The organism is Streptomyces sp. M41 (genome assembly GCF_043673425.1).
Taxonomy (GTDB): Bacteria; Actinomycetota; Actinomycetes; order Streptomycetales; family Streptomycetaceae; genus Streptomyces.
In genome coordinates, this window is sequence record NZ_JBIMKE010000007.1 from 154,820 (window position 1) to 177,389 (window position 22,570).

General features: G+C 72.6%; 24 protein-coding genes and 1 pseudogene. 13 read left to right on the top strand and 12 right to left on the bottom strand.

Annotated features, from left to right (window positions below; all coding sequences use genetic code 11):
* Positions 1 to 7: 7 nt before the first annotated feature.
* The 3 genes from ACHBTE_RS12520 to ACHBTE_RS12530 all read right to left on the bottom strand — a co-directional run bounded on the left by ACHBTE_RS12520 (position 8) and on the right by ACHBTE_RS12530 (position 1,889).
* Positions 8 to 436 (bottom strand): hypothetical protein, encoded by a 429-nt coding sequence (locus tag ACHBTE_RS12520; protein WP_394723788.1) that lies wholly within the window; start codon positions 434 to 436, stop codon positions 8 to 10.
* A gap of 12 nt (positions 437 to 448) precedes the next feature.
* The gene (locus tag ACHBTE_RS12525) at positions 449 to 1,147 is read right to left on the bottom strand and encodes a hypothetical protein (protein ID WP_394723790.1); all 699 of its coding nucleotides are present in this window, start codon (positions 1,145 to 1,147) and stop codon (positions 449 to 451) included.
* A 124-nt stretch (positions 1,148 to 1,271) separates the two neighbouring features.
* Positions 1,272 to 1,889 (bottom strand): DUF2867 domain-containing protein, encoded by a 618-nt coding sequence (locus ACHBTE_RS12530; protein WP_394723792.1) that lies wholly within the window; start codon positions 1,887 to 1,889, stop codon positions 1,272 to 1,274.
* Between the two features lie 95 nt (positions 1,890 to 1,984).
* Between ACHBTE_RS12530 and ACHBTE_RS12535 the strand changes: the two genes are divergently transcribed.
* Positions 1,985 to 2,545, top strand: a complete 561-nt coding sequence (locus tag ACHBTE_RS12535; protein WP_394723794.1) for a TetR/AcrR family transcriptional regulator — start codon at positions 1,985 to 1,987, stop codon at positions 2,543 to 2,545.
* Positions 2,546 to 2,653: 108 nt separating this feature from the next.
* The gene (locus ACHBTE_RS12540; protein ID WP_394723796.1) at positions 2,654 to 3,160 is read left to right on the top strand and encodes a hypothetical protein; all 507 of its coding nucleotides are present in this window, start codon (positions 2,654 to 2,656) and stop codon (positions 3,158 to 3,160) included.
* Here ACHBTE_RS12540 and ACHBTE_RS12545 read toward each other — a convergent pair whose 3' ends face one another.
* Genes ACHBTE_RS12545 through ACHBTE_RS12555 form a run of 3 tightly spaced genes read right to left on the bottom strand, consistent with a single transcriptional unit; the run spans position 3,161 to position 6,191 of the window.
* Complete coding sequence (locus ACHBTE_RS12545; RefSeq protein WP_394723797.1) at positions 3,161 to 4,150, bottom strand: acyl-CoA dehydrogenase family protein; 990 nt, start codon at positions 4,148 to 4,150, stop codon at positions 3,161 to 3,163.
* Positions 4,150 to 5,319, bottom strand: coding sequence for an acyl-CoA dehydrogenase family protein (locus ACHBTE_RS12550; RefSeq protein ID WP_394723799.1), 1,170 nt, complete (start codon positions 5,317 to 5,319; stop codon positions 4,150 to 4,152). Before ACHBTE_RS12550 ends, ACHBTE_RS12545 begins: the two co-directional genes overlap by 1 nt.
* Positions 5,319 to 6,191 carry an enoyl-CoA hydratase gene (locus ACHBTE_RS12555; RefSeq protein WP_394723801.1) on the bottom strand — a complete coding sequence of 291 codons (873 nt, stop codon included), beginning with the start codon at positions 6,189 to 6,191 and terminating at the stop codon, positions 5,319 to 5,321. Before ACHBTE_RS12555 ends, ACHBTE_RS12550 begins: the two co-directional genes overlap by 1 nt.
* A 116-nt stretch (positions 6,192 to 6,307) precedes the next feature.
* Between ACHBTE_RS12555 and ACHBTE_RS12560 the strand changes: the two genes are divergently transcribed.
* The 3 genes from ACHBTE_RS12560 to ACHBTE_RS12570 are packed head-to-tail and all read left to right on the top strand — an operon-like array spanning position 6,308 to position 8,948.
* Positions 6,308 to 7,099, top strand: coding sequence for an SDR family oxidoreductase (locus ACHBTE_RS12560; protein WP_394723802.1), 792 nt, complete (start codon positions 6,308 to 6,310; stop codon positions 7,097 to 7,099).
* A 51-nt stretch (positions 7,100 to 7,150) separates the two neighbouring features.
* Entirely contained in the window at positions 7,151 to 7,738 is a 588-nt protein-coding gene (locus tag ACHBTE_RS12565) for a TetR/AcrR family transcriptional regulator (protein ID WP_394723803.1), read from the top strand.
* 52 nt (positions 7,739 to 7,790) lie between these two features.
* Positions 7,791 to 8,948: an acetyl-CoA C-acetyltransferase gene (locus tag ACHBTE_RS12570; protein WP_394723804.1), complete on the top strand. Its 1,158-nt coding sequence runs from the start codon at positions 7,791 to 7,793 to the stop codon at positions 8,946 to 8,948.
* Between the two features lie 99 nt (positions 8,949 to 9,047).
* On the opposite strand, the gene ACHBTE_RS12575 is transcribed toward ACHBTE_RS12570, so the two are convergent.
* The 4 genes and pseudogenes from ACHBTE_RS12575 to ACHBTE_RS12590 form a co-directional block, all read right to left on the bottom strand.
* Positions 9,048 to 10,112 carry an NAD(P)H-dependent flavin oxidoreductase gene (locus tag ACHBTE_RS12575; RefSeq protein ID WP_394723805.1) on the bottom strand — a complete coding sequence of 355 codons (1,065 nt, stop codon included), beginning with the start codon at positions 10,110 to 10,112 and terminating at the stop codon, positions 9,048 to 9,050.
* Positions 10,109 to 10,864: a CoA-transferase subunit beta gene (locus ACHBTE_RS12580; RefSeq protein ID WP_394723806.1), complete on the bottom strand. Its 756-nt coding sequence runs from the start codon at positions 10,862 to 10,864 to the stop codon at positions 10,109 to 10,111. The genes ACHBTE_RS12575 and ACHBTE_RS12580 overlap by 4 nt, the downstream gene beginning before the upstream one ends.
* A 158-nt stretch (positions 10,865 to 11,022) precedes the next feature.
* Positions 11,023 to 11,868: pseudogene (locus ACHBTE_RS12585) on the bottom strand (CoA transferase subunit A); the annotation flags it as partial.
* A gap of 14 nt (positions 11,869 to 11,882) precedes the next feature.
* Complete coding sequence (locus ACHBTE_RS12590) at positions 11,883 to 12,653, bottom strand: enoyl-CoA hydratase family protein (RefSeq protein WP_394723807.1); 771 nt, start codon at positions 12,651 to 12,653, stop codon at positions 11,883 to 11,885.
* 77 nt (positions 12,654 to 12,730) lie between these two features.
* On the opposite strand from ACHBTE_RS12590, the gene ACHBTE_RS12595 reads away from it, so the two are divergent.
* Positions 12,731 to 13,537 (top strand): SDR family oxidoreductase, encoded by an 807-nt coding sequence (locus tag ACHBTE_RS12595; protein ID WP_394723808.1) that lies wholly within the window; start codon positions 12,731 to 12,733, stop codon positions 13,535 to 13,537.
* On the top strand, positions 13,534 to 14,445 hold the full coding sequence (locus ACHBTE_RS12600; RefSeq protein WP_394723809.1) for an SDR family oxidoreductase: 912 nt from the start codon (positions 13,534 to 13,536) through the stop codon (positions 14,443 to 14,445). The genes ACHBTE_RS12595 and ACHBTE_RS12600 overlap by 4 nt, the downstream gene beginning before the upstream one ends.
* 14 nt (positions 14,446 to 14,459) lie before the next feature.
* Here the strand turns inward: ACHBTE_RS12600 and ACHBTE_RS12605 are convergent, their stop codons facing one another.
* Both ACHBTE_RS12605 and ACHBTE_RS12610 read right to left on the bottom strand, forming a co-directional pair.
* Positions 14,460 to 14,852: a VOC family protein gene (locus ACHBTE_RS12605; RefSeq protein WP_394723810.1), complete on the bottom strand. Its 393-nt coding sequence runs from the start codon at positions 14,850 to 14,852 to the stop codon at positions 14,460 to 14,462.
* 193 nt (positions 14,853 to 15,045) lie between these two features.
* Positions 15,046 to 16,227, bottom strand: coding sequence for a PP2C family protein-serine/threonine phosphatase (locus ACHBTE_RS12610; RefSeq protein WP_394723811.1), 1,182 nt, complete (start codon positions 16,225 to 16,227; stop codon positions 15,046 to 15,048).
* Between the two features lie 141 nt (positions 16,228 to 16,368).
* Between ACHBTE_RS12610 and ACHBTE_RS12615 the strand changes: the two genes are divergently transcribed.
* The 6 genes from ACHBTE_RS12615 (at position 16,369) to hypF (ending at position 22,570) form a co-directional block, all read left to right on the top strand.
* Positions 16,369 to 16,662, top strand: coding sequence for an ArsR/SmtB family transcription factor (locus tag ACHBTE_RS12615; RefSeq protein WP_394723812.1), 294 nt, complete (start codon positions 16,369 to 16,371; stop codon positions 16,660 to 16,662).
* Complete coding sequence (locus ACHBTE_RS12620) at positions 16,659 to 17,045, top strand: VOC family protein (RefSeq protein WP_394723813.1); 387 nt, start codon at positions 16,659 to 16,661, stop codon at positions 17,043 to 17,045. Before ACHBTE_RS12615 ends, ACHBTE_RS12620 begins: the two co-directional genes overlap by 4 nt.
* A 124-nt stretch (positions 17,046 to 17,169) precedes the next feature.
* Entirely contained in the window at positions 17,170 to 18,876 is a 1,707-nt protein-coding gene (locus tag ACHBTE_RS12625) for a hydrogenase maturation protein (protein ID WP_394723814.1), read from the top strand.
* A complete protein-coding gene (locus ACHBTE_RS12630; RefSeq protein WP_394723815.1) occupies positions 18,876 to 19,463 on the top strand; it encodes a hydrogenase maturation protease in 588 nt (195 codons plus the stop codon). Before ACHBTE_RS12625 ends, ACHBTE_RS12630 begins: the two co-directional genes overlap by 1 nt.
* A 48-nt stretch (positions 19,464 to 19,511) precedes the next feature.
* Entirely contained in the window at positions 19,512 to 20,240 is a 729-nt protein-coding gene (gene hypB, locus ACHBTE_RS12635) for a hydrogenase nickel incorporation protein HypB (RefSeq protein ID WP_394723816.1), read from the top strand.
* Positions 20,237 to 22,570 (top strand): carbamoyltransferase HypF, encoded by a 2,334-nt coding sequence (gene hypF / locus ACHBTE_RS12640; protein WP_394723817.1) that lies wholly within the window; start codon positions 20,237 to 20,239, stop codon positions 22,568 to 22,570. The genes hypB and hypF overlap by 4 nt, the downstream gene beginning before the upstream one ends.

A 22,570-nucleotide genomic window follows, 5' to 3' on the forward strand; every position in this document is an offset into this window, starting at 1 on the left:
ATGCCGGTCAGACCGTGGAGAGGTCGATGGCCCGGTCGACGTCCTGTGGCCGCAGCACCCGGAGGATGCCCTCCAGCAGGTAGTAGTCGGCGTACGGGAGGGAGATCTCGATGCCGTCCTCGGCCGGGCGGTTGCGGGTGCAGCGTGCCACCACCGCCTGCGCGCGGGACGAGTTCGTCGTCAGGCACGTCTGCGACAGTGCGGTGAGCAGCCGCAGCGCCACCTCACGGTAGGCGAGCCGGCCGGTGGCGGCGGCCAGGTCGAGGAGGCCACAGGCCATGATCGCCCCGGCCGACGCGTCCTTGATGTCGTGGGGCTGCTGCGGCGCGCGGTAGTCCCACACCGGGACGTGGTCCGGGGTGAGCGCCTGGACGGCGTAGTCCGCGAGTCGGCGGGCGGTGGTCAGGAAGTCCCGGTTCCCCGTCCTGCGGTACATCGTGGTGAAGCCCTACAGCCCCCATGCCTGTCCGCGCGACCAGCACGACGTGGGGCTGTACCCCTGCACGGTGCCCGGGCCGAGGGGTGCGCCGGTCTGCGGGTCGAAGTCGTAGACGTGCGGGGTCGATCCGTCCGGGCGTGGGAAGACCCGCTGCGCCGTCTTCGCGTGTTCGACGGCGATGTCCAGGTACTTCGCGTCGCCGGTCCGCTCGCTCGCGAAAGACAGCAGGTCGAGGTTCATCATCGTGTCGATGATGACCCGGCCGGCGTTGTTCGGATCGTCCAGCGCGCCCCAGGCCCTGATGAACCGTCCGCGCGGGTTGTACCGCCGGATCAGGGAGTCGGCCGCCCGCAGCGCCCCGGTCCGCCACGCCTCGTCGCCGGTCAGCCGCCAGGCGGTGACCCAGGACGGGTAGAACAGGAAGCCGAGGTCGTGCGTGGTGGTGTCGTACTGGCGAGGGGCCAGCTTCCGCGCGGAGGCCAGTGCCTGTGAACGGAACGTCGCGTCCCCGCTGTGCAGCCATGCCATCCACAGGGTGCCGGGCCAGAACCCGCCGACCCAGTCGCCGTTCTGCGAGTAGGTCCACCTCTCGAACTTCGTGCCGACCGGGAAGGCGGTCACCGTGGGCGCCACGTCCCGGAGCTTGTCGACGGCGTAGTCGGCCGCCGCGCTCAGCTTGCGCAGGGTCGGTGTCATTGTGAACGGCACGGAACAGAACGAACCGAACGGAGCGGAGAGGACAAGAAGGTGAGGTCTCCTGCCGCGTCCCCCTCGAACGCGGCAGGAGACCTGTGTGCGCCGACCCCCGTCCGGCGCACCTTGGCGGGCCCCGTCAGCCCGCGGTCCTTGGCCCGGCGGCGCGCTCGGCGGCGTTCGCCTGCCACTCGCGGCCGATCGAGCGCAGCAGCGCCGGGTACACCCCGACGTAGCGGAACGGCTTGATGGCGGCCATGTAGAGGGTGCCGAGCACTCCGTTGGGCTTGACCAGGACGGCCATCCGGCCGCGGTAGTCGCCGGAGTCGTCCTGGACCCAGCCGATGTGCATGACCGCGTGCACGGTGCTGTTGGCCATCTCGGCGGCCCACTCGTCGTCCCGCTGATACAGGGACGTGAACGGGGACGAGCCGAGGTCGGGACCCCGGGGACCTTCGCGCAGATCGGCCGGCATCCGGTCGCGCAGGGAGGGCAGCCGGGTTCCCACGCCCGTCCCGGGCTTGTCCCAGCCGAGCAGCGCCCCGAGCTTCCAGCGGACGGAGAAGAGCACGCGGGAGACGAAGCCGTCTCCGTTGACCCCGCCCCTGATCCCGTCGGCGATCTGGCGCACGAGCCACACCAGGTCGTCCGGACCGCCGGGGGTGGGCAGGTCCCACACGTCCTCGACCGTGAAGTCCGAGGCGATCTCATGGATGCGCCAGGGGCGGTCGGTATGGGCGGCACGAGGAAGTCGCATGAGCAGACCCCTGTCTATACGGTGGCGTATAGAACGAGCATACGACCATCTATACGCCACCGTATACTCGGGGGTGACGTGAGGAGGCACACACCATGGGCGCGACCCGTACGCCACGGGGCAAGTGGATCGAGGAGGGCCTGCGGGCACTGGCCGCGGGCGGCCCCGAGGCCGTGCGGATCGAGGCGCTGGCGCAGTCACTGGGCGTCAGCAAGGGGGGTTTCTACGGGTACTTCCGCAATCGTGAGGCGCTGCTCACGGAGATGCTCGACACCTGGGAGCACGAGGTCGCCGAGAGCGTGATCGAGTACGTGGAGAGCGGCGGAGGGGACGCACGGACCAGGCTCGTGCGGCTGTTCGGCCTCGTCGCCGACACCGCCGAGGGCCCGGTGCGGGGCGTCAGCGCCGACATCGCGGTCCGTGACTGGGCGCGCAGGGACGCCGCCGTCGCCGAGCGGCTGCGCCGGGTCGACAACCGCCGGATGGACTACCTGCGTTCGCTGTTCTCGTCCTTCTGCCCCGACGACGACGAGGTCGAAGTCCGCTGTCTGCTGGCCGTCTCGGTGCGCATCGGCAACCACTTCTACGCCGCGGACAACGGCACGCGCAGCCGCGAGGAGGTCATGGAGCTCATCCGGCAGCGGCTGCTGGCATAGCCGGATCAGGTCCCCCCCGATGGTCCCTGCGGCGCACGCCCCCTCCCCCGCGCGGTGGAGAGGGTCCGCCGTGCCGGACGAGGCGCGAGCGCCCCGCCCGGGGCCAGCATGGACGTCATGACGACAGCGACCGCTCCCCTCCCCCTCGCCGCCCCCGCCCCCAGGTGGGCCCGGCGCGCCGCCCACGCCATCGCGTGGTGCGCGGTGCCGTCCGGGCTGTGGCGGCTCGCCATGGCCTTCGGTGTCCCGGTGGGTTACAGCGACCAAGTGCTGCGCGACGTCTTCGACATCCCGGGCTGGGGCATCGCCTACGTCATCGGCCTCTCCGTCCTCACCGAACTGGCCGCCCTGCTCCCGCTGCTGCTCGTCAGCGACAGATGGCGGCCACTGCGCCCCCGTACTCTGACGCGGCTGGCCTGGATCGCCTCGGCCGTCCTGATCGCGTTCGCGCTGTGGCAACTGGTCGTCGCCTTCACCGTCGAGAGCCGGACGTACATGTCGAGCGAGACCGCACAGACGGTCTGGGCCGTCGTCTTCGCGCCGCTCTTCGCCGTTCCCGCCCTGATGACGGCGGTGACGTGGTCCTACGCGAGGCGGCACCGCGGGCTTGCCTGATCACTCCGCGAGGACCCGGGCGCGGCACGCCGCCGGGGTTCCCCAAGCGGTGCGCAGGGCACGGGCTTTGCGGATCCACAGGGACAGGTCCAGTTCCTCGGTGTAGCCGAGGGCGCCGTGGCAGTGCAGGGCCGTGCGGGCGGCGCCGTAGGCCGCTTCGCCTGCCGCCAGCTTCGCGGCGGCGAGGTCGCGGGGGCCGTCGCAATGCCCGGCCGCCAGAGCGACCGCCGCCGCGTGCACGAGCGGTTCGGCGAACTCCAGCGCGATCAGGACGTCCGCCAGTCGGTGCTGCACGGCCTGGAAGGAGCCGATCGGACGCCCGAACTGGGTGCGGTGCTTCACATGGTCGACCGTGCGCTCGAGCAGGGTCCGGCCGAGCCCCAGGGCCTGGGCGGCGGTGGCCAGTGCCGCGAGGTCGGCGGCGCGTTCGGCGGCGGCCCGCACCTGGGGCCCCCGGGCGTGGACCACGGTGCCCAGTGGGCGGGCCAACCGGCGGGCGGGGTCGGCCGACGGCTGGACGGGGCCCGCCGACTCGGCCAGCCCCACGGTGTCCTCGGCCACGACGAAGACGGCGTCGGCGGCGTCCGCGTCCAGGGCGTACGGGCTGTCGGGCGTCAGCAGGCAGAGCGAGGCGGCGGTCCTGCCGGAGGCGATGCCCTGCAGCCAGGTGGCGGCGAGCGTCTTGTCGTCGAGGTGGTCGAGCAGCGTGGCGGCGGCCACCGTCTCCACGAGCGGTCCCGGTACCGCATGCCTCCCCAACTGGGTGAAGGCGACGGCCAGTTCGACCGGGTGCGGGTCCAGGCCGCCGTGCTCCTGCGGAACCGCCAGGGCGAAGACGCCTGCCTCCGCGAGGCGGCTCCACAGCGCGCGGCCGGGGCCGTGGTCGCCGGCCGACCAGGCGCGTACGGCCGCCGGGGTCCGGGCCGCCGTCAGCATGCCGTCCAGCGAGCGGGCGAACTCCCGCTGTCCGGCGTCGAGGAGGAACCGCATCACCGGCGTCCCTTCGGCAGACCGAGCAGGCGTTCGGCGATGATGTCGCGCTGGATCTCGTTGGTGCCGGCGTAGATCGGTCCGGCGAGGGAGAAGGTGTAGCCGTCGGCCCAACTGCCGTGCGCAGGCGCCTCGGTGGCGTCGTCGGCGAGTTCGCCGTAGGGGCCCAGGAGGTCCAGGGCGGTCTCGTGCAGGGCGATGTCCAGGTCGGACCAGAAGACCTTGTTCAGGCTCGACTCCGCTCCGATCGATCCGCCGGCGGCCAGGCGTGCGGCGCTCGCGTAGGTGAACAGCTGGTAGGCGCGGGCGCCGGCCACCACGTCGGCGACGCGGTCGCGCAGCGCCGTGTCGGAGGGATCGGCGTGGCCGCGCCACAGCGTGGTGAGCCGGTCGGCCGCGGCCGTGAACCGGCCGGGGCTGCGCAGGGTGAGGCCGCGTTCGTTGCCGGCCGTGCTCATCGCGACCCGCCAGCCCTGTCCGGGCTCGCCGATGACGTCCTCGTCGGGTACGAGGACGTCATCGAGGAAGAGTTCGGCGAAGGCCGGTTTGCCGTCCAGCCGGCCGATGGGGCGTACGGTCACGCCGTCGGCGTCCAGCGGGAACATCACGTACGTCAGGCCCTGGTGGGGCTTGGCGGTGTGCGGGTCGCTGCGGAACAGGCCGAAGGCGCGGTCGGCGAACGCGGCCCGGGAGGACCAGGTCTTCTGACCGGAGAGCAGCCAGCCGCCGTCGGTGCGGCGGGCCGTCGAGCGCAGGGACGCGAGGTCGGACCCCGCCTCCGGTTCCGACCAGGCCTGGGCCCAGATGGTCTCGCCGCTCGCCATCGGCGGCAGGACGCGGGCGCGCTGCTCCGGGGTGCCGTGCTCGAAGAGGGTGGGGGCCAGGAGATTGATGCCGTTCTGGCTGACCCGGCCGGGGGCTCCGGCCGCGTAGTACTCCTCCTCGAAGATCAGCCACTCGAGGATCGAGGCGCCCCGGCCGCCGTACTCCTTCGGCCAGGCGACCACCGACCAGCGGTCCGTGAACAGCGTGCGCTCCCAGGCGCGGTGGGCCGCGAAGCCCTCCGCCGTCTCCAGGGAGGGCAGCGGGGCGCCGGGCACCCGGGCGGTGAGCCAGGCGCGGGCCTCGGCACGGAAGGCGTCCTCGGCGGGCGAGAAGGAGAGGTCCATCAAGAGCCCGCCTTCTTCATCGCCCGGATGTCCATGCCGCCGAGGGAGTCCGCGGCGGTCTCGGCGTTGTGGGCGTGGGCCAGGTGGTGCAGGCCGAAGACGGAGTCCAGGCCGGCGTGCAGGCCCTGGAGGTCCTCGGCCTGGTTGACGGCACGCTTGGTCAGGGCCAGCCCCATGCGGGGCATCTCGGCGATCCGGGCGGCCAACTCCAGGGTTCGGTCGGTGAGTTCGGCGCGCGGTACGACCCGGTTGATCATGCCGATCTCGTAGGCGCGGCGGGCGGTCATACGGTCGCCGGTGTAGAGGAACTCCTTGGCGATCCGGGGCGGCATCGCCCACGGGTGGGCGAAGTACTCGACGCCCGGGATGCCCATGCGGACCACCGGGTCGGCGAAGAAGGCGTCCTCGGAGGCGACGATCAGATCGCACACCCAGGCGAGCATCAGCCCGCCCGCGACACAAGCGCCCTGCACGGCGGCGACGGTCGGCTTGGGCAGTTCCCGCCAGCGCCGGCACATGCCCAGATAGACCTCGGACTCGCGGGCGAAGCGGCTCTCCGCGCCCTGCTTGTCGGAGTGGTCCCACCACAGCCCGGCCCGGCGCTCGAACGGCAGATGCGCGTCGCGCTGCGGGGTGCCGATGTCGTGCCCCGCCGAGAAGTGCCTCCCCTCCCCCGCGAGGACGACGACCCGCACCGCGTCGTCGTCGGCCGCGCGGTAGAAGGCGCGGTCCAGGGCGTAGGTCATGGCCGAGTTCTGGGCGTTGCGGTACTCGGGGCGGTTCATCGTGACCACGGCGACGGGTCCGCGGCGTTCGTAGCGCACCGGCTCCTCGGCCGGGCCGGTGTCGGGTGCCGTCCGGGAGGTGGACATCGACCCCTCCTTTCCCTAACAAGTGTTTGGTAGATTAACTGGCGGGGCGTCAGCCGTCGAGAGCGGTCCCGAGTCGCCGAGCGGGTCCCCGGCCCGCCGATGGAGGAGGCGCGTCCGTGACGACCACACCGCCGCCGTACGTTCCCGGCCATGAGCTGCTGAGCGGCCGTAGCGCCGTAGTCACCGCCGCCGCGGGGGCCGGGATCGGTGGGGCGACGGCGCGTCGGCTGCTGGAGGAGGGGGCGCGGGTCGTCGTCTCCGACGCGCACGCACGCCGGCTGAAGGAGTCCTCGGCGCGGCTGGCCGACGCCTTCGGTGCGGACCGCGTCGCTGCGCTCCCGTGCGACGTCACCGACGAGGCGCAGGTCGCCGCGCTGTTCGACCTCGCCGAGGAGCGGTTCGGACGACTGGACGTCGTGGTGAACAACGCCGGGCTCGGGGGGACGGCCGACCTCGTCGACATGACGGACGAGCAGTGGGAGAAGGTCCTCGACGTCACCCTGAACGGCACCTTCCGCTGCACCCGTGCCGCCCTGCGCCGAATGAAGGCCGGCAGTGCGGGTGGCGGGGTGATCGTGAACAACGCGTCGGTGATCGGCTGGCGGGCGCAGCGGGGCCAGGCGCACTACGCCGCCGCCAAGGCCGGGGTCATGGCGCTCACCCGGTGTGCGGCGCTGGAGGCCGCCGAGTTCGGGGTCCGTGTCAACGCTGTAGCGCCGAGCCTCGCCATGCACCCGCACCTGGTGAAGGTGACCACGCCCGAACTACTGGAGGAACTGACGGGCCGGGAGGCGTTCGGACGGTACGCCGAGCCGTGGGAGGTGGCCAACGTGATCGTCTTCCTGGCGTCCGGCTACTCGTCGTACATGACCGGCGAGGTCGTCTCGGTCAGCAGCCGGCATGCGTAGGGCGAGAATGACCCGGTGCCGAACAGCAACAGTGACCGAAAGAAGACGGCGATGAGCGCCGCGCCCGAGCGACGCGAGGAGATTTTGGCCACCGCCGCCGATGTGTTCGCCGCGCAGGGCTACCGCGCCACCACCGTCCGCCGGATCGCGGACGAGGCGGGGATGCTCGCGGGCAGCCTCTATTACCACTTCGACTCCAAGGAGTCGATGCTCGACGAGATCCTCTCCGGCTTCCTGGGCGGCCTCTGGGCCCGCTACGACGCGGTGCTCGCCGCCGGTCTCGGCCCCAGGGAGACGGTCGAGGCGCTCGTGACCGAGTCCTTCCGGGAGATCGACCGGCATCACGCCGCCGTCGCCATCTACCAGAAGGAGGCCAAGCACTTGCAGGCCCAGCCGCGCTTCGCCTATCTCGCGGAGTCGCAGGTGAAGTTCGAGAAGGCGTGGCTGGGCACGTTGGAACGCGGAGTGGCCGAGCGGGCCTTCCGCGCCGACCTCGACGTCCGGCTCACGTACCGCTTCCTGCGCGACACGGTCTGGGTGGCCGCGTCCTGGTACCGGCCGGGCGGACAGCACAGCCCGGAGGAGATCGCCCGGCAGTACCTGTCGATGGTGCTGGAGGGCATCACGCTGCGCGAATGACCCGAGCGCTCCGGGGACCGTCCCGTCCCGAGAAGCCCTTAGAGGAGTGGCCATGGCCGAGGCATACATCGTCGAAGCGGTCCGCACCCCGGTCGGCAGGCGAGGCGGCGGGCTGTCCGCCGTGCATCCCGCCGATCTGGGCGCGCATGTGCTCAAGGCGCTGATGGAGCGTTCGGGCGCCGATCCGGCAGCCGTCGAGGACGTGGTGTTCGGCTGCCTGGACGCCGTCGGTCCGCAGGCCGGTGACATCGCCCGCACCTGCTGGCTGGCCGCCGGGCTGCCCGAGGAGGTGCCGGGGGTGACGGTGGACCGGCAGTGCGGTTCCTCGCAGCAGGCTGTGCACTTCGCCGCGCAGGCCGTGCTGTCGGGCACGCAGGACCTGGTGGTGGCGGGCGGTGTGCAGAACATGTCGATGATCCCGATCGCCTTCGCCACCCGCCAGGCCGCCGAGCCGCTGGGCCTGACCCAGGGCCCGTTCGCCGGCTCCGAGGGCTGGCGGGCCCGGTACGGCGACCGGTCCGTCAATCAGTTCGCCGGCGCCGAGATGATCGCCGCGAAGTGGGGCATCTCCCGCCCGGACATGGAGAAGTTCGCGCTGCGCTCGCACCGGCGCGCCCTGAGCGCGATCGACGAGGGCCGCTTCGACCGCGAGACCGTGCCCTACGGGAACGTCACGACCGACGAGGGTCCGCGCCGCGACACCAGCCTGGCGAAGATGGCCGGGCTGAAGCCGGTGATCGACGGCGGCAGCATCACCGCCGCCTGCTCCTCACAGGTCTCCGACGGAGCCTCCGCGATGCTGCTGGCGAGCGAACGGGCCGTACGGGAGCACGGCTTGACCCCGCGTGCCCGCGTCCATCATCTCTCGGTGCGCGGCGAGGACCCGATCCGGATGCTGACCGCGCCGATCCCGGCCACGGCGTACGCGCTGAAGAAGTCCGGGATGACGCTCGACGACATCGACCTGGTCGAGATCAACGAGGCGTTCGCCCCCGTGGTGCTGGCCTGGCTGAAGGAGACCGGCGCCGACCCGGGCAAGGTCAACGTCAACGGCGGTGCCATCGCCCTCGGGCATCCGCTGGGCGCCACCGGTACCAGGCTCATGACCACGCTGCTGCACGAACTGGAGCGCACCGGTGGCCGCTTCGGCCTCCAGACGATGTGCGAGGGCGGCGGCCAGGCCAACGTCACGATCATCGAGCGGCTCTGAGAGACGGCCGCCGTCGCCGGGGGCGGCGGGCCTCGGCGGACGCGAGGCCCGCCGCCCGGCTCACTCCGCACGGGCAACCGCCGGCATGCCGTGCGCGGCTCACTCCGTACGGGGCAGCCGCGCCAGCGTGCCCTGCGCCTCGGCCATGATCCGGTCCACGAGCTCGGCACAGGACGGCAGGTCGTCGATCACCCCGGCGACCTGGCCGGAGGCCATCACACCGAGGTCGGTACGGCCGTCGACCATGGCCGATCTGAGCAGCATGGGGGTGTTCGCGGCGAGCAGGACCTGACTCCAGGTCAGGTCCTTTCCGTGCTTCATCGCCAGGCCGTCACGGACCATCGCCGCCCAGCTCATGCCGCTCACCCGGCGGAAGGCGGCGGCGTGCCGGACCGCCCGCCACAGGGACGCGGCGCGGCCGGAGCGCTCCAGTGTGTCGACGAGTTCGCTGCGCAGCATCCGGTGCGGCAGGCCGTCCACCTTCGTGGTGACGGTGACGTCCTGGACGGCGGCGGCCAGGTAGCGGGCCTTGACCGGGTCGGGGACGGTGCTGTCGGCGGTGAGCAGGAAACGGGTGCCCATCGCGATCCCGGCGGCGCCGTAGGCAAGTGCCGCGACCAGTCCGCGCCCGTCGTGGAATCCGCCGGCCGCGATCACCGGGATGTCCACGGCGTCCACGACCTGCGGGAGCAGAACCGTGGTGGCGACGCTCCCTGTGTGCCCGCCGCCCTCGCCGCCCTGCACCACCACCGCGTCCACGCCCCACGCGGCGACCTTCTCCGCATGCCGTCGCGCGCCGACGGACGGGATGACGACGACTCCGGCGTCCTTGAGCCGGGCGATCAGCTCCCGCGAGGGCGCGAGCGCGAAGGAGGCGACCTTCACGCCCTCGTCGACGATGATCCGGACCCGTTCGGCCGCGTCGCCCGCGTCCGCCCGTAGATTGACCCCGAAGGGCGCGTCCGTGCGGGATCTGACCTCACGGACCGCCGAACGGAGCTGCTGGACCGTCATGGTGGCGGAGGCGAGGATGCCGAGGGCACCGGCGTTGGCGGTCGCGGACACCAGGCGAGGGCCGGCGACCCAGCCCATGCCCGTCTGCACCAGCGGGTACCGTACCCCGACCAGCTTCGTCAGCGGTGTGTCGATGGCGGGGCCGCTCATGCCGCCGGCACCTCGCGCTCGCGAAGCCCCTTCGGGTCGATGACCTCACGGATCAGTCGTAGTTCCGCGGGCGTGGGGTCGCGGGTGTACGGCACCTCGTCCGGGACCGCCAGCGGGAATACCGTGGCTCCGGTGACCTGTTCGACGGTGACGCCGGGGTGCAGGGAACGCAGCCGCATGGTGCGGCCGGGTGTGGTGAAGTCGAACACGCCCAGGTCGCTCACGACTTGCGCGAGGTGGTGGTAACGCGTGGCGGCGGGCCCGGCCTCGGCGGCACGGTCGTGACCGACACCGCACACCATGTCCACGCGCTCGACGAAGACCCGCCTGGAATGCCGTGGAATCCAGTAACTGGTGGGGTTGTTGAGGGTGTTGACGGGAGCGCCGCGCACGCCCAGCAGCTGCCTGGCCGGCCGGGTCCAGTCTCCGATGCAGGAGATGTTCTGGTTGCCGTACCGGTCGATCTGGGCGGCGCCCATCATCACGTGCCGCCGCCCCGTGGACACCAGGGCCAGGTGCTGGCGGTAGGGCAGCCAGCCCTCGATCACCTCGGCCTCGGTGCCCAGCGCCGCGACGTCGGCGGTCAGCAGCGCCTCACCGTCGGTCAGGAGCAGGTCGGGGGCGAAGGTCAGCTTCGCCAACCGGGCGCCGATCGACGGGACGGTGCCCATGGGGGCGGCCAGGACCTCGCCGGCGTCCCGCCAGGCTTCGGCGCAGGCGATCACGCAGTACTCGGCGCGGGTCACCGTCATCGGACTTCCTCCCCGGGCGGCTTCGTGGAACGGCGTTCGGCTTGCTTCTCGGACGGCTTCGCGGAGCCGCCTTCGGTTTTCTTCTCGCCTTCGGCCTTCTTCTCGGCTCCGGCCTTCTTCTCGGCTCCGGCCTTCTTCTCGGCTCCGGCCTTCTTCTCGGCTCCGGCCTTGTGGAAGGCCGCCACCGCCGCCTGGTACGCGTCCTCGTCCCCCGACAGGAAGCGCTCGGCGAAGGCCCGCCAGGTCTCCGGGTCGCGGGCGGCCTGGGCGTAGGCGCGCTGGAAGGGCTCGTCGCGGTCGTGGTCGGGGGCGCAGGAGGTGAAGTGCGCGCCGTTGGGTGTCTCCACCACGCCGGTCACGAAGGGCCGTTTGACCAGGAGGGTCTGCGGGCCGGCGTCCTTGAGCAGGTCCGCCGTGTCCACGATCCGTTCGCAGGAGACGTAGGCGGCGTCGGCGGCCTGGCAGAAGAGGTCGTCGAAGTAGGGGTCGGCGCCCAGGTACTGGGCGTTGCCGTGCGGGTCCGCGCGGTTGAGGTGCACCAGCGCCGCGTCGAGCCGCAGGGCGGGGACCGCGACGAGTTCCTCGCCGTCGGCGTACGGCGAAGTCACTGTGCGCAGGTGCGGGTTGACCCGCATCACGTCCGAACCGAGACCGGCGCGCATGGGCAGGAAGGGCAAGCGATGCGCCGCGGCGGTCAGGCCCCCCATGAGCATGGCCTCGTCCAGTTCGACCAGTTCCAGGGCGCCTTGCTGCCGGGCCGCCGTGAAATGCGGTTCCAGGGGGATGGAGTCCAGGGTCGCGAACGCCGCGACCAGCTTGCGGATCTTCCCGGCGGCGGCGAGCAGGCCGACGTCCGGGCCGCCGTACGAGACGACGGTGAGGTCCGTGATGTCGGAGCGCAGCAGTGCGCGCACCAGTGCCATGGGTTTGCGTCGTGATCCCCAGCCGCCGATGCCGAGCGTCATGCCGCTGCCGAGGCGGCCGACGACCTGTTCGGCGGTCATGGTCTTGTCCCTGCTCACGCCCGCTGCTCCTTCCCCGAGGAGGTGCCGGAGGTGCCGAAGGTGTCGCGTATCCGGTCGGCGACGCCGCTGAGGTTCGCCTCGAAGGTGAAGCCCTGCTCGAAGCGGTAGCTGCGGCGGACGTCGACGGGGTCGATGCCGTTGATGGCGGCCTTGGCGAGGCGGATCAGCGAGCCGTCCTTGGCGGCGATCTCGCGGGCCAACTCCAAGGCGGCCGAACGGAGTTCCTCGCGCCGCACCACCCGCCACACCGACCCGTGCCGGTGCAGCTCCGCGGCGGTGACCGTGCGCGAGGTGTAGTACAGGGTCCGCATCAGATGCTGAGGGACGAGACGGGCCAGATGGGTGGCCGCGCCGAGCGCACCCCGGTCGAGCTCGGGCAGCCCGAAGGTCGCGTCGTCGCTCGCCACGATCGCGTCCGCGTTGCCGGCCAGGCCGATGCCGCCGCCCACACAGAATCCGTGCACGGCCGCGACCACCGGGACCTCGCAGTCGTAGACGGCGGCGAACGCCTCGAAGCAGCCGCGGTTGACGCCGATGAGGGCCGTGTTGTCCGCGCTGCGCTGCAACTCCTTGATGTCGACACCGGCGTTGAAGCCGCGTCCGGCCGCGGCCAGCACCACGCAGCGCACCTCGGGGTCGGCCCCGGCGGCGCGTACCGCCGCGGCCAGGTCGTACCACCCTTGCACGGGAAGGGCGTTGACGGGCGGAAAGTCCACGGTGACGACGGAGACGCCCTCTTCCGGGGCGGAGGTGGAGACACCCATGAGCGGATCAGCTACCTTTCCACCAAACGTTTGTTAGGCAAAAGTAGCAGCGGTCCACGCCCCGCGGGAGGTCTCCCTTGGCATCGGTCATCGATCTGTCGGGGTCCGTCGCCGTCGTCACCGGCGGCACCCGAGGCGTCGGCGCGGGCATCTCCCGCGCCCTGCTGGCGGCCGGCGCCGAGGTCGTCGTCTGCGCACGCCGCGCCCCGCACACACCGGTCGAGGCGGGTGGTCGCACGGCCCGCTTCCTGCCGGTCGACCTGCGCGACCGGGCGGCGACCGTCGCCTTCTTCGAGCGGATCCGGGAGGAGTACGGCCGCCTGGACACGCTGGTCAACAACGCCGGCGGCACCCCGTACCGCATGCTCGACGAGGGCGGGGCCGAACGGCATGTCCGGGTGGTGGAGTTGAACCTGCTGGTGCCGCTGACCGCGTCGCTCGCCGCGTACGAGGTGATGTGCCGTCAGCCGGGCGGCGGGTCGATCGTGATGATCGGCAGTGTGAGCGGCGCCCGCCCCTCCCCCGGCTCGGCGGCGTACGGTGCCGCCAAGGCCGGGGTGGAGAGCCTGGCCCGGTCGATGGCCGTCGAATGGGCCCCGCGGATCCGGGTGAACACCCTCGTCCTCGGCATGGTCCGCACCGAACTGTCCCATCTGCACTACGGCGACGAGGAGGGCGTCGCTGCCGTCGGCCGCACCGTGCCGCTCGGCCGCCTCGCCGAACCGTCGGACGTCGGCGACGCCTGCGTCTTCCTCGCCTCCGACCGGGCCGCCTACATCAGCGGAGCCAGCCTCCTCGTGCACGGCGGCGGGGAGCGGCCGGCCTTTCTGGACGCGGCCACCGCCACCAAGTGCCCCACCACGGAAGGGACTTCGCCTTCATGAGCGGACTGTGCACCGACCGCGTCGTCGCCGTCACCGGAGCGGGCCGCGGGCTCGGCCGCGCGCACGCCCTCGCCTTCGCCGCCGAGGGCGCGAAGGTCGTCGTCAACGATCTCGGAGTCGGCCTCGACGGCACCGGGGAAGCCACCGGTCCCGCGCAACAGGTCGCCGAGGAGATCCGGGCCCGCGGCGGGACCGCCCTCGCCCACACCGGCGACATCGCCTCGGCCGACGGCGCCGCCTCCCTCGTGCGCGCCGCCCTGGACGCGTACGGACGCCTCGACACGCTCGTCAACAACGCCGGGTTCCTGCGCGACCGCATGCTGGTCAACCTCGGCGACGACGACTGGGACGCCGTCATGCGGGTCCACCTCAAGGGGCATTTCCTGGCGTTGAGGCATGCCGCCGCGCACTGGCGGGCCGAGGCGAAGGCGGGCCGCACGCCCGAGGCGCGGGTGATCAACACCAGCTCCGGGGCCGGACTCCTCGGCAGCGTCGGACAGGGCAACTACTCCGCCGCCAAGGCAGGCATCATCGGTCTGACGCTGGTCGCCGCCGCCGAGATGCGGCGCTACGGCGTCCAGGTCAACGCCATCGCCCCGGCGGCGCGCACCCGGATGACCGAGCGGACCTTCTCCGACACGATGGCGGCTCCCGGGGACGGCACCTTCGACGCCATGGCCCCCGAGAACGTCTCCCCGCTCGTCGTCTGGCTCGGCGCCACCGCTTCGGCCGGTGTGACCGGGCGGGTCTTCGAGGCCGAGGGCGGCCGGATCACCGTCATGGAGGGCTGGCGGCCCGGCCCCACCGCCGACAAGAACGCCCGCTGGAGCCCGGCCGAGGCGGGCGCCACGGCGCTGAAGCTGCTGGCGGAGGCCGAGCCGCCGCAGCCGGTGTACGGGGCCGGGTAGCCGGGCCGGGCCGGTCAGTTCTCCTGGAGGACGGCGAGGACGTTGCCCGCCGGGTCGGTGAACCAGGCGATCGCCGCCGGGCCCCCGTTGCCGACGCGGACGATGCCCTTGTCGTCGTGATCGAACCCGGGGTAGCGCACCAGGGTCACGCCACGCCGCTCGAGTTCGGCGACGGCGGCCTCGATGTCGTCGACGGGGAAGTTGAGGATCGTGAACGTCGCGGCGGTGTGCTGCTCCTTGGGGTAGACGAAGACGCTCGCCCCGCCGCCGAGCCGGAGGGTCAGCATCCGCATCTCCCCCTCCCCCGTCTCCGCCACCTCCAGACCGAGGACCTCGCCGTAGAACCGACGGGCCGCGTCGAGATCGTCGACCGAGAAGCCGCTGAACGCCTGCGATTGACCGAGCATGGTGTTGTCTCCTTCGCACGGGTGGCTGCCTGGTCTTCAGGGCACACCATCCGCGTCCCGGGCGAACCGCACGCCGCGCGGGCGGCGTCCGGATGGTCGCGCCGCCTTCACCCCCGCGAAAGCGAGCGGCCGGTCGAAAGCGGGCCGGCTGCCGCACCGGGGGGTCACCGCGCCGGTGGTCACCGCCCGATGCTCACCGTGCCGGTGGCCACCACTCGAACAGCAGCATCGTCGCGTCGTCGCGGAGGCTGCCGGGCTGGGAGTCCAGGATCGAGTGGATCAGCCGCCGCAGGGTCTCCGGCGCCAGCTCGCCCGCGGCGCTGGCCCGGATGATGTAGTCGGTGAAGTGATCAAGTCCCAGCAGCCCGCCGTCCCGGGTCCGGGACTCGGTGACCCCGTCCGTGTAGAGCAGCACCTGGTCGCCGGGCTGAAGGGCGACCTCGTGCGTCTGCCGGCGGCGTCCGGCGAGCACGGAGGGCAGCCCCATCGGCGGATCGGCCTCCCGCTCCAGGGCGTCGACGACGAGTCGCTGATCCCGGATGAGCAGCGGCGCGGGATGCCCGCAGTTGGTCCAGCGCAGCACTCCGCTCACCAGGTCCAGCTGGGTGAGGACACCCGTGCAGAACTGGTCGGGGAGCCACCGCGCCAGCGCCTCGTCCACGCTCTGCACCAGTTCGGGCAGGTCGGCCCCGGTGCGCCGGGCGTTGCGGCAGGCGGCCAGCGACACCGCGGTGGTCAGGCCCGAGGCGAGGTCGTGGCCCATGGCGTCGAGGACGGCGGCGTGCAGCGTGGTCTCGGTGAGGCAGTGGTCGAAGGCGTCGCCGCCCAGTTCGTAGGCGGGTTCCAGGACGGCCGTGGAGACCACGTGGGCGGTGCCGATCGTGCGGGGCGGCAGGAAGGCGCGCAGCATCTCGGCGGGCAGGCGCATGGGTTCGGTGCGGGTCCGCCGTACGAAGGACTCCTTGTACGCCCGCTTGGACGTGATCATCATGGCCAGCAAGGCGGCGAGGGTACGGCCGCGGCGCAACGACAGGGGCGTCAGGGACTGGGAGTGCACCGCGAGCACGCCGAGCCGCTCCGCGCCATCCAGCAGGGGGAGCCAAGCGGTCATGCCGCCGGCCTCGGACTCCTCGACGCGCAGGGCCTGGGTGCGGTAGGTCCAGCCGGCGAGCGAGTCGTCGACGGGCAGTGCCGGGGCCACGTCGGTCAGCGGGACCAGGTGCCGCTGTTGCAGATCGGCGAGGTAGACCACGGCGTGCTGGAGTCCGAGGGCCTTGGTGCAGCGGGCCACCGCGGCGGAGAGGTCCAGTGCCGCGGTGCCCGGATCGGCGAGGAACTCCTCCAGCGGGCCGTCACCGGACTCTGCGGTCACCACACCTCGTCTCCTCTCGTCGGGACCGTGGGGCGCGGTTCGGGTGCGTCGTGCAGCAGTCTCACATCGCGGCCGGCGGCCTGCCCGGCGGGCGAAGCCGGGGGGCACTTGATAGGCAAGCCGTCACTTGCCTATGGTGGGGGTGTGCCGGACGACATCTTCAAGGCCCTGGCCGACCCGACCCGCAGAAAGATCCTCGACGAGCTGACGGAGCGCAACGGTCAGACACTGTTCGAGATCTGCGCGCGCCTGACGACCAAGCACGGACTGGGATCGTCCCGCCAGGCGATCAGCCAGCACCTCGCCGTACTGGAGGCCGCGGGCCTGGTCCGGACCCGGCGCGAGGGCCGCTACAAGTTCCACGACCTCACCACCGCACCGCTTGAGCGCATCGTCACCCGCTGGCTCAAGCCCGACGCACCGGAGAACACCCCATGAGGATCCACATCACCAGCGTCTTCGTCGACGACCAGGACAAGGCGCTGGCCTTCTACACCGAGGTGCTGGGCTTCGTGAAGAAGCACGACGTCCCGGTCGGCACGGACCGGTGGCTGACCGTGGTCTCGCCGGAGGACCCCGACGGGACCGAGCTGCTGCTCGAACCCTCCGGGCATCCCGCGGTGCAGCCGTACAAGACGGCGCTGGTCCAGGACGGCATCCCGGCCGCGTCGTTCGCCGTGGACGACGTGCGGGCGGAGTTCGACCGGCTGCGCGGGCTGGGCGTGTACTTCACCCAGGAGCCGCTGGAGATGGGCTCGGTCAGCACCGCCATTCTGGACGACACCTGCGGCAACCTGATCCAGATCATGCACAGCGCGTAGGACGTCCGGCCAAGGCTTCCGACCACCATGCAGGCAATCCGATTGGCGGAAGAGATGCCAAGTGGTCGGCGAAACGCCGCGGTGGTCCTTCGCACCCCTGGGTAAACGGGCGAACATCCCCGTCATGGAGATCTTGCTCGTCGCCAGCGCGTTCAACAGCCTGTCCCAGCGCGTGTACGCGGAACTGTCGGACCAAGGGCACCGGGTGGACGTCGTGCTCGCCTCGCACGGCGCCGATGCCGTCCGGGCGGCCGTACACGCGTCCCGACCGGAGCTGATCATCGCTCCCATGCTCAAGACGGCACTGCCGGAGGACGTCTGGCGGGAGCACACCTGCCTCGTCGTACATCCGGGACCGCCCGGTGACCGCGGCCCGTCGTCCCTGGACTGGGCGATCGCCGAGGACGCCTCCCACTGGGGCGTGACGGTGCTCCAGGCCCAGGCGGCCATGGACGCGGGGGACGTGTGGGCCGCCCGGACCTTCCCGGTGCCGCCGGTCGGCAAGAGCGACCTGTACCGCGGCGAGGTGTCCGACGCCGCCTGCGCCGCCGTGCTGCTGGCCGTACGGCGGTTCGCCGAAGGATCGTTCAAGCCGCAGGCCCAGAGCGACCCCACGATCCGCGTGCTGTGGCGGGACTTCATGCGCCAGGAGCAGCGGCGGATCGACTGGGACGACGACAGCACCGCGACGGTGCTGCGCAAACTCCGGGGCGCCGACTCGCAGCCGGGAGTGCTGGACGAGCTCTTCGGGCAGGAGATGTTCCTGCACGGCGGGCACCCCGAGGACCGGCTGCGCGGTCGCCCCGGAGAACTCCTCGCCACCCGCGCCGGCGCGATCTGCCGGGCCACGGTGGACGGCGCCGTGTGGATCCCGGAGCTGCGCCCCCGCAAGAGCTCCGGCAACCCGGCGCCGTTCCGCCGCCCGGCGGCCTCCGTGCTGGAGTCCTTGCCGCGAGCGGCGGCGCTGCGGCTCCCGGAGGTCGCCGCGCCCCTCGAACTGGCGCCCGGCCGGCGCACCTGGACCGACATCCGCTACCGGCAGCAGGGCGATGTCGGCTTCCTGGCCTTCTCGTTCCCGGGCGGGGCGATGAGCACCAGCCACTGCCGCCGGCTGCTCGCCGCCTACCGGTACGCCCTCACCCGGCCCACCCGGGTGCTGGTGCTCGGCGGATGCCGCGACTTCTTCTCCAACGGCATCCATCTGAACGTCATCGAAGCGGCGGCCGACCCGGCCGGGGAGTCCTGGGCCAACATCAACGCCATGGACGACCTCGTCGAGGCCGTGCTGCGCACCACCGACCGGCTCGTGGTGGCGGCGCTGGGCGGCAACGCGGCGGCCGGCGGGATGATGCTCGCCCTGGCCGCCGACGAGGTCTGGTGCCGCTCGGGCGCCGTCCTCAACCCGCACTACCGCAGGATGGGGCTGTATGGCTCGGAGTTCTGGACGTACACGCTGCCCCGTCGCGTGGGAGCCGAGACGGCGCAGCGGCTGGTGGGCCGGGCGCTGCCGGTGAGTTCCGCGGGAGCCCTGGAGATCGGGCTGGTGGACCGTCTGGTGCATGTGTCGGCGCAGGAGTTCAGCAGCGAGGTCGAGCATCTGGCGGCGGCGCTCGCCGGGGAGCCGGACGTCGCACGCCGCGTCGCCGCGAAGGCCGCGGTCCGCCGCGCCAGCGAGGAACGCAACCCGCTCGGCGAGTACCGGCGCGACGAACTGTCCCGTATGCGCGCGATCTTCTTCGACCCGCACGCCCCGTACCACGCCCTGCGCTCGGCGTTCGTCCGCAAGCAGCCGGGCGGGTCCGCCGACCCGCTGGCCGTCGGGGGCGCCTGATGGGGGCTCGGCTGCTGGTGGCGGGCGTCGGCAACATCTTCCTCGCCGACGACGCCTTCGGTCCCGAGGTCGTCCGCGCCCTTGACCGGCGCCCGCTGCCCACGCAGGTGCGGGTGCGGGACTTCGGGATCCGGGGGATGGACCTCGCCTACGAACTCCTCGCCGGCTACGACACGGCCCTGCTGATCGACGCGGCGGTGCGGGGCCACCGGCCCGGCACCCTCTCGCTGATCGAGCCGGATCTTCCCGACCGCGCCTCGGGGGGCTGCCCGCCCGAGGCGCACGGCATGGATCCGGCGAAGGTCCTGGCCCTGGCCGCGCATCTGGGCGACGAACCGCTCCCCCGGGTCCTCGTCCTCGCCTGCGAGCCCGAGGTGCTGCCCCGCGGGGACGAGGACATCGCCCCGGGCATGAGCGCGACGGTGCGCGAGGCGGTGGAGCGGGCCGTCGCCGCCCTGCACCACGTCGTCCCGGCGCTGCTGGCGGACCCGGCGGCCACTCCCGCGTTGCGCCGCCCGGACGAAAACGCCGCCCTGTCCCCGGCCGGGGTCCGGCGCACGGTCGGCAGCGGCACTCAGGATCGATAGCGGACCGGCAGCCAGGTCCGCACCACACCGACCGCGAGGAGCAGGGACATGTGCGAGTCCGTGGACGAGGTCACTCAGGCCGTCCTGGCAAGGAACGACGGCCTGGCCGCGGGCCTGCGCGAGGAACTGGCCCGGCGCGGGGTCGCCGTGGTCAATCTGCTGTCCAGCCCGGGCAGCGGCAAGACCGAATTGCTCGGGCGCGTGCTGGCCCGTGCGGTGGATCGGGGCATCCCGGTGGCCGCCCTCACCGCGGACCTGGCGACCGACAACGACGCCCACCGGCTCGCCCGTTCGGGGGCACCGGTCAAACAGCTGCTGACCGACGGGCTGTGCCATCTGGAGGCCCGGCAGCTGCGCGGTCATGTGGAGAGCTGGCTGCCCGAGGACACCACGCTGCTGTTCGTGGAGAACGTCGGCAATCTCGTCTGCCCGGCCTCCTACGACCTCGGCGAGAGTCTGCGGATCGTGCTCATGGCGGTCACCGAGGGCGAGGACAAGCCGCTGAAGTACCCGACGGCGTTCGGCTCCGCCCATCTGGTCGTCCTGACGAAGACCGATCTGGCCGGCCCCGCCGGTTTCGACGCGGCGGCCTTCGACGCCAACGTGCGGCGCGTGAACCCCGGCGTGGAGGTGCTGCGTTCCTGCGCCCGCGACGGCGACGGCGTCGACACGCTGCTGGAGCGGGTACTCGCCGCCCGGGACGGAGGCCCCGTGCATCGGCCTCCGCTCGCCCCCCACCCGCACGGCCACGTCCACGCGGCGAGCCCCGTCTCGTGACCGCGCCGGTCGCCCGGGCGGTGCGCCGCCGGGTCACCGTGCGCGGCACGGTGCAGGGTGTGGGGTTCCGCCCGTTCGTGCACCGCCTGGCCACCGACCATGCGCTGGCCGGTTTTGTGAGCAACACGGCGAGCGGCGTGCTCATCGAGGTCCAGGGCCCGCCGGACGAGGTCGCACGCTTCTGCGCGCGGCTGGCCACGGAACCGCCGGCGCTGGCCTCCGTCACCGCGGTCGGCTTCGAGGACCTTCCCGTCAGCGGCGCCGACGACGTCTTCAGCATCCGTTCCACCGACCGCTCGCCCGGCCGCACGCTCCTCCCGCCGGACACCGCGACCTGCGCCGACTGTCTGCGGGAACTGGCCGATCCGGCCGACCGACGCCATCGGCACCCGTTCGTCACCTGCACCCACTGCGGGCCCCGCTTCACCATCGCCACCGGGATGCCGTACGACCGGGCGGTCACCACCATGACCGGCTTCCCGATGTGTCCTGCCTGCGCCCGGGAGTACGGCGATCCCGGTGACCGCCGCTTCCACGCCCAGCCCGTGGCCTGCCCCGACTGCGGCCCCCGGCTGCGGCTGGTGCCCGCCGCCGGCAGCTCCGTCCGCCCGGCCCGCAACGCCGACGCTTTGGCCACGGCCCGGGCGCTGCTCACCGCCGGGCGGATCGTCGCCGTCAAGGGGCTCGGCGGCTACCACCTGGCGTGCGACGCCACCGACGCGCGGGCCGTCGGCACCCTGCGCACCCGCAAGGCCCGCGGCGGCAAGCCGTTCGCGGTGATGTGCGCGGACCTCGACACGGTACGGCGGATCGCCGCGCCCTCCCCGGCCGAACAGGCCGCCCTGACGAGTCCGCGGCGCCCCATCGTCCTGCTGAGCCGCGACGCACGGCACGATGTGCTCGCCCCCGGCGTCTGTCCCGGCAGCCCGCACCTCGGGGTGATGCTGCCGTACACCCCCGTGCACACCCTGCTGTTCGGGCTGCCCGGCGATCCGCCGGGTCCGCGGGTGCTGGTCATGACGAGCGGCAACCGCTCGGGGGAGCCGATCGTCACCGACGACGACGAGGCCCTGGTCCGGCTGGCCGGGCTGGCCGACGCGTGGCTCGCGCACGACCGGGTCATCGCCTCGCCCTGCGACGACTCCCTGCTGCGGGTACGTGCGGACGGCACCGAGCAGGTGCTGCGCCGCTCGCGCGGCTATGTGCCCCGGCCGCTGCGGCTGCCGATGGCGGTGCGGCCGGCGCTCGCGGTGGGCGGCGACCTGAAGAACGCGCTGTGCGTCGGCGAGGGCGACCAGGCGTGGTTCGGGCCGCACATCGGTGACATGGGTGACCTGACCACGCTGGAGGCGGCGCGGCGGGCGGAGGCGCAGATGCGGCGCCTGACCGGGGTCGGCCCGGAGCTCGTCGCCGCGGACCGGCATCCGGGCTACCACTCGGCACGGTGGGCCCGCAGACGTGCGGTCGGCCTGCCCCACCGCACGCCCGTCCTCGTCCAGCACCATCACGCGCACATCGCCTCGGCGATGGCCGAGCACGGCCTGGACGGCACCGCTCCCGTGATCGGCGTCGCGTTCGACGGCACCGGCTACGGCGACGACGGCACCGTCTGGGGCGGCGAGATCCTGCTCGCCGACTACACCGGCTTTCGGCGCTTCGGCCATCTGACGCCCGCCCCGCTCCCCGGCGGCGACGCGGGGGTCGCCAACCCCTGCCGGCTGGCGCTGGCCCGGCTGTGGGCGGCGGGCATGCGCTGGGACCCGGACCTGCCCTGCGTCGCCGCCTGCGCACCCGAGGAACTCCTGTTGCTGGAACGCCAGTTGACGCGCGGTGTGGCGACGGTGGCGACCTCCAGCATGGGCCGGCTCTTCGACGCCGTGTCCTCCCTCGTGGGTGTGTGCCACCGCGCGGAGTACGAGGCGCAGGCGGCCCTGGAACTGGAGGCGGCGGCCTCGTCGGCCTGGGCCGCGGACACCTCGGCGTACGACTTCGGGCTCGTCGCCGGCGCGTTCGATCCGGCTCCGGTGCTCGGCGCGCTGGTCGCCGATCTGCGGCGCGGTACTCCGGCCGGCGTGCTCGCCGCCCGCTTCCACCGGGGTGTGGCGCGGGCCGTCGGGGAGATCTGCCGGACCGCGCGCCGGGACACCGGCCTGACCACCGTCGCCCTCAGCGGCGGGGTCTTCGCCAACGCGCTGCTGGAGGAGGAGTGCGCGCGGCTGCTGGCCGACGACGGCTTCGCGGTCCTGCGGCACGGCGAAGTACCGCCGAACGACGGCGGTTTGGCCCTCGGCCAGCTGGTGGTCGCGGCGCACGGACGACAGGAGGGATGA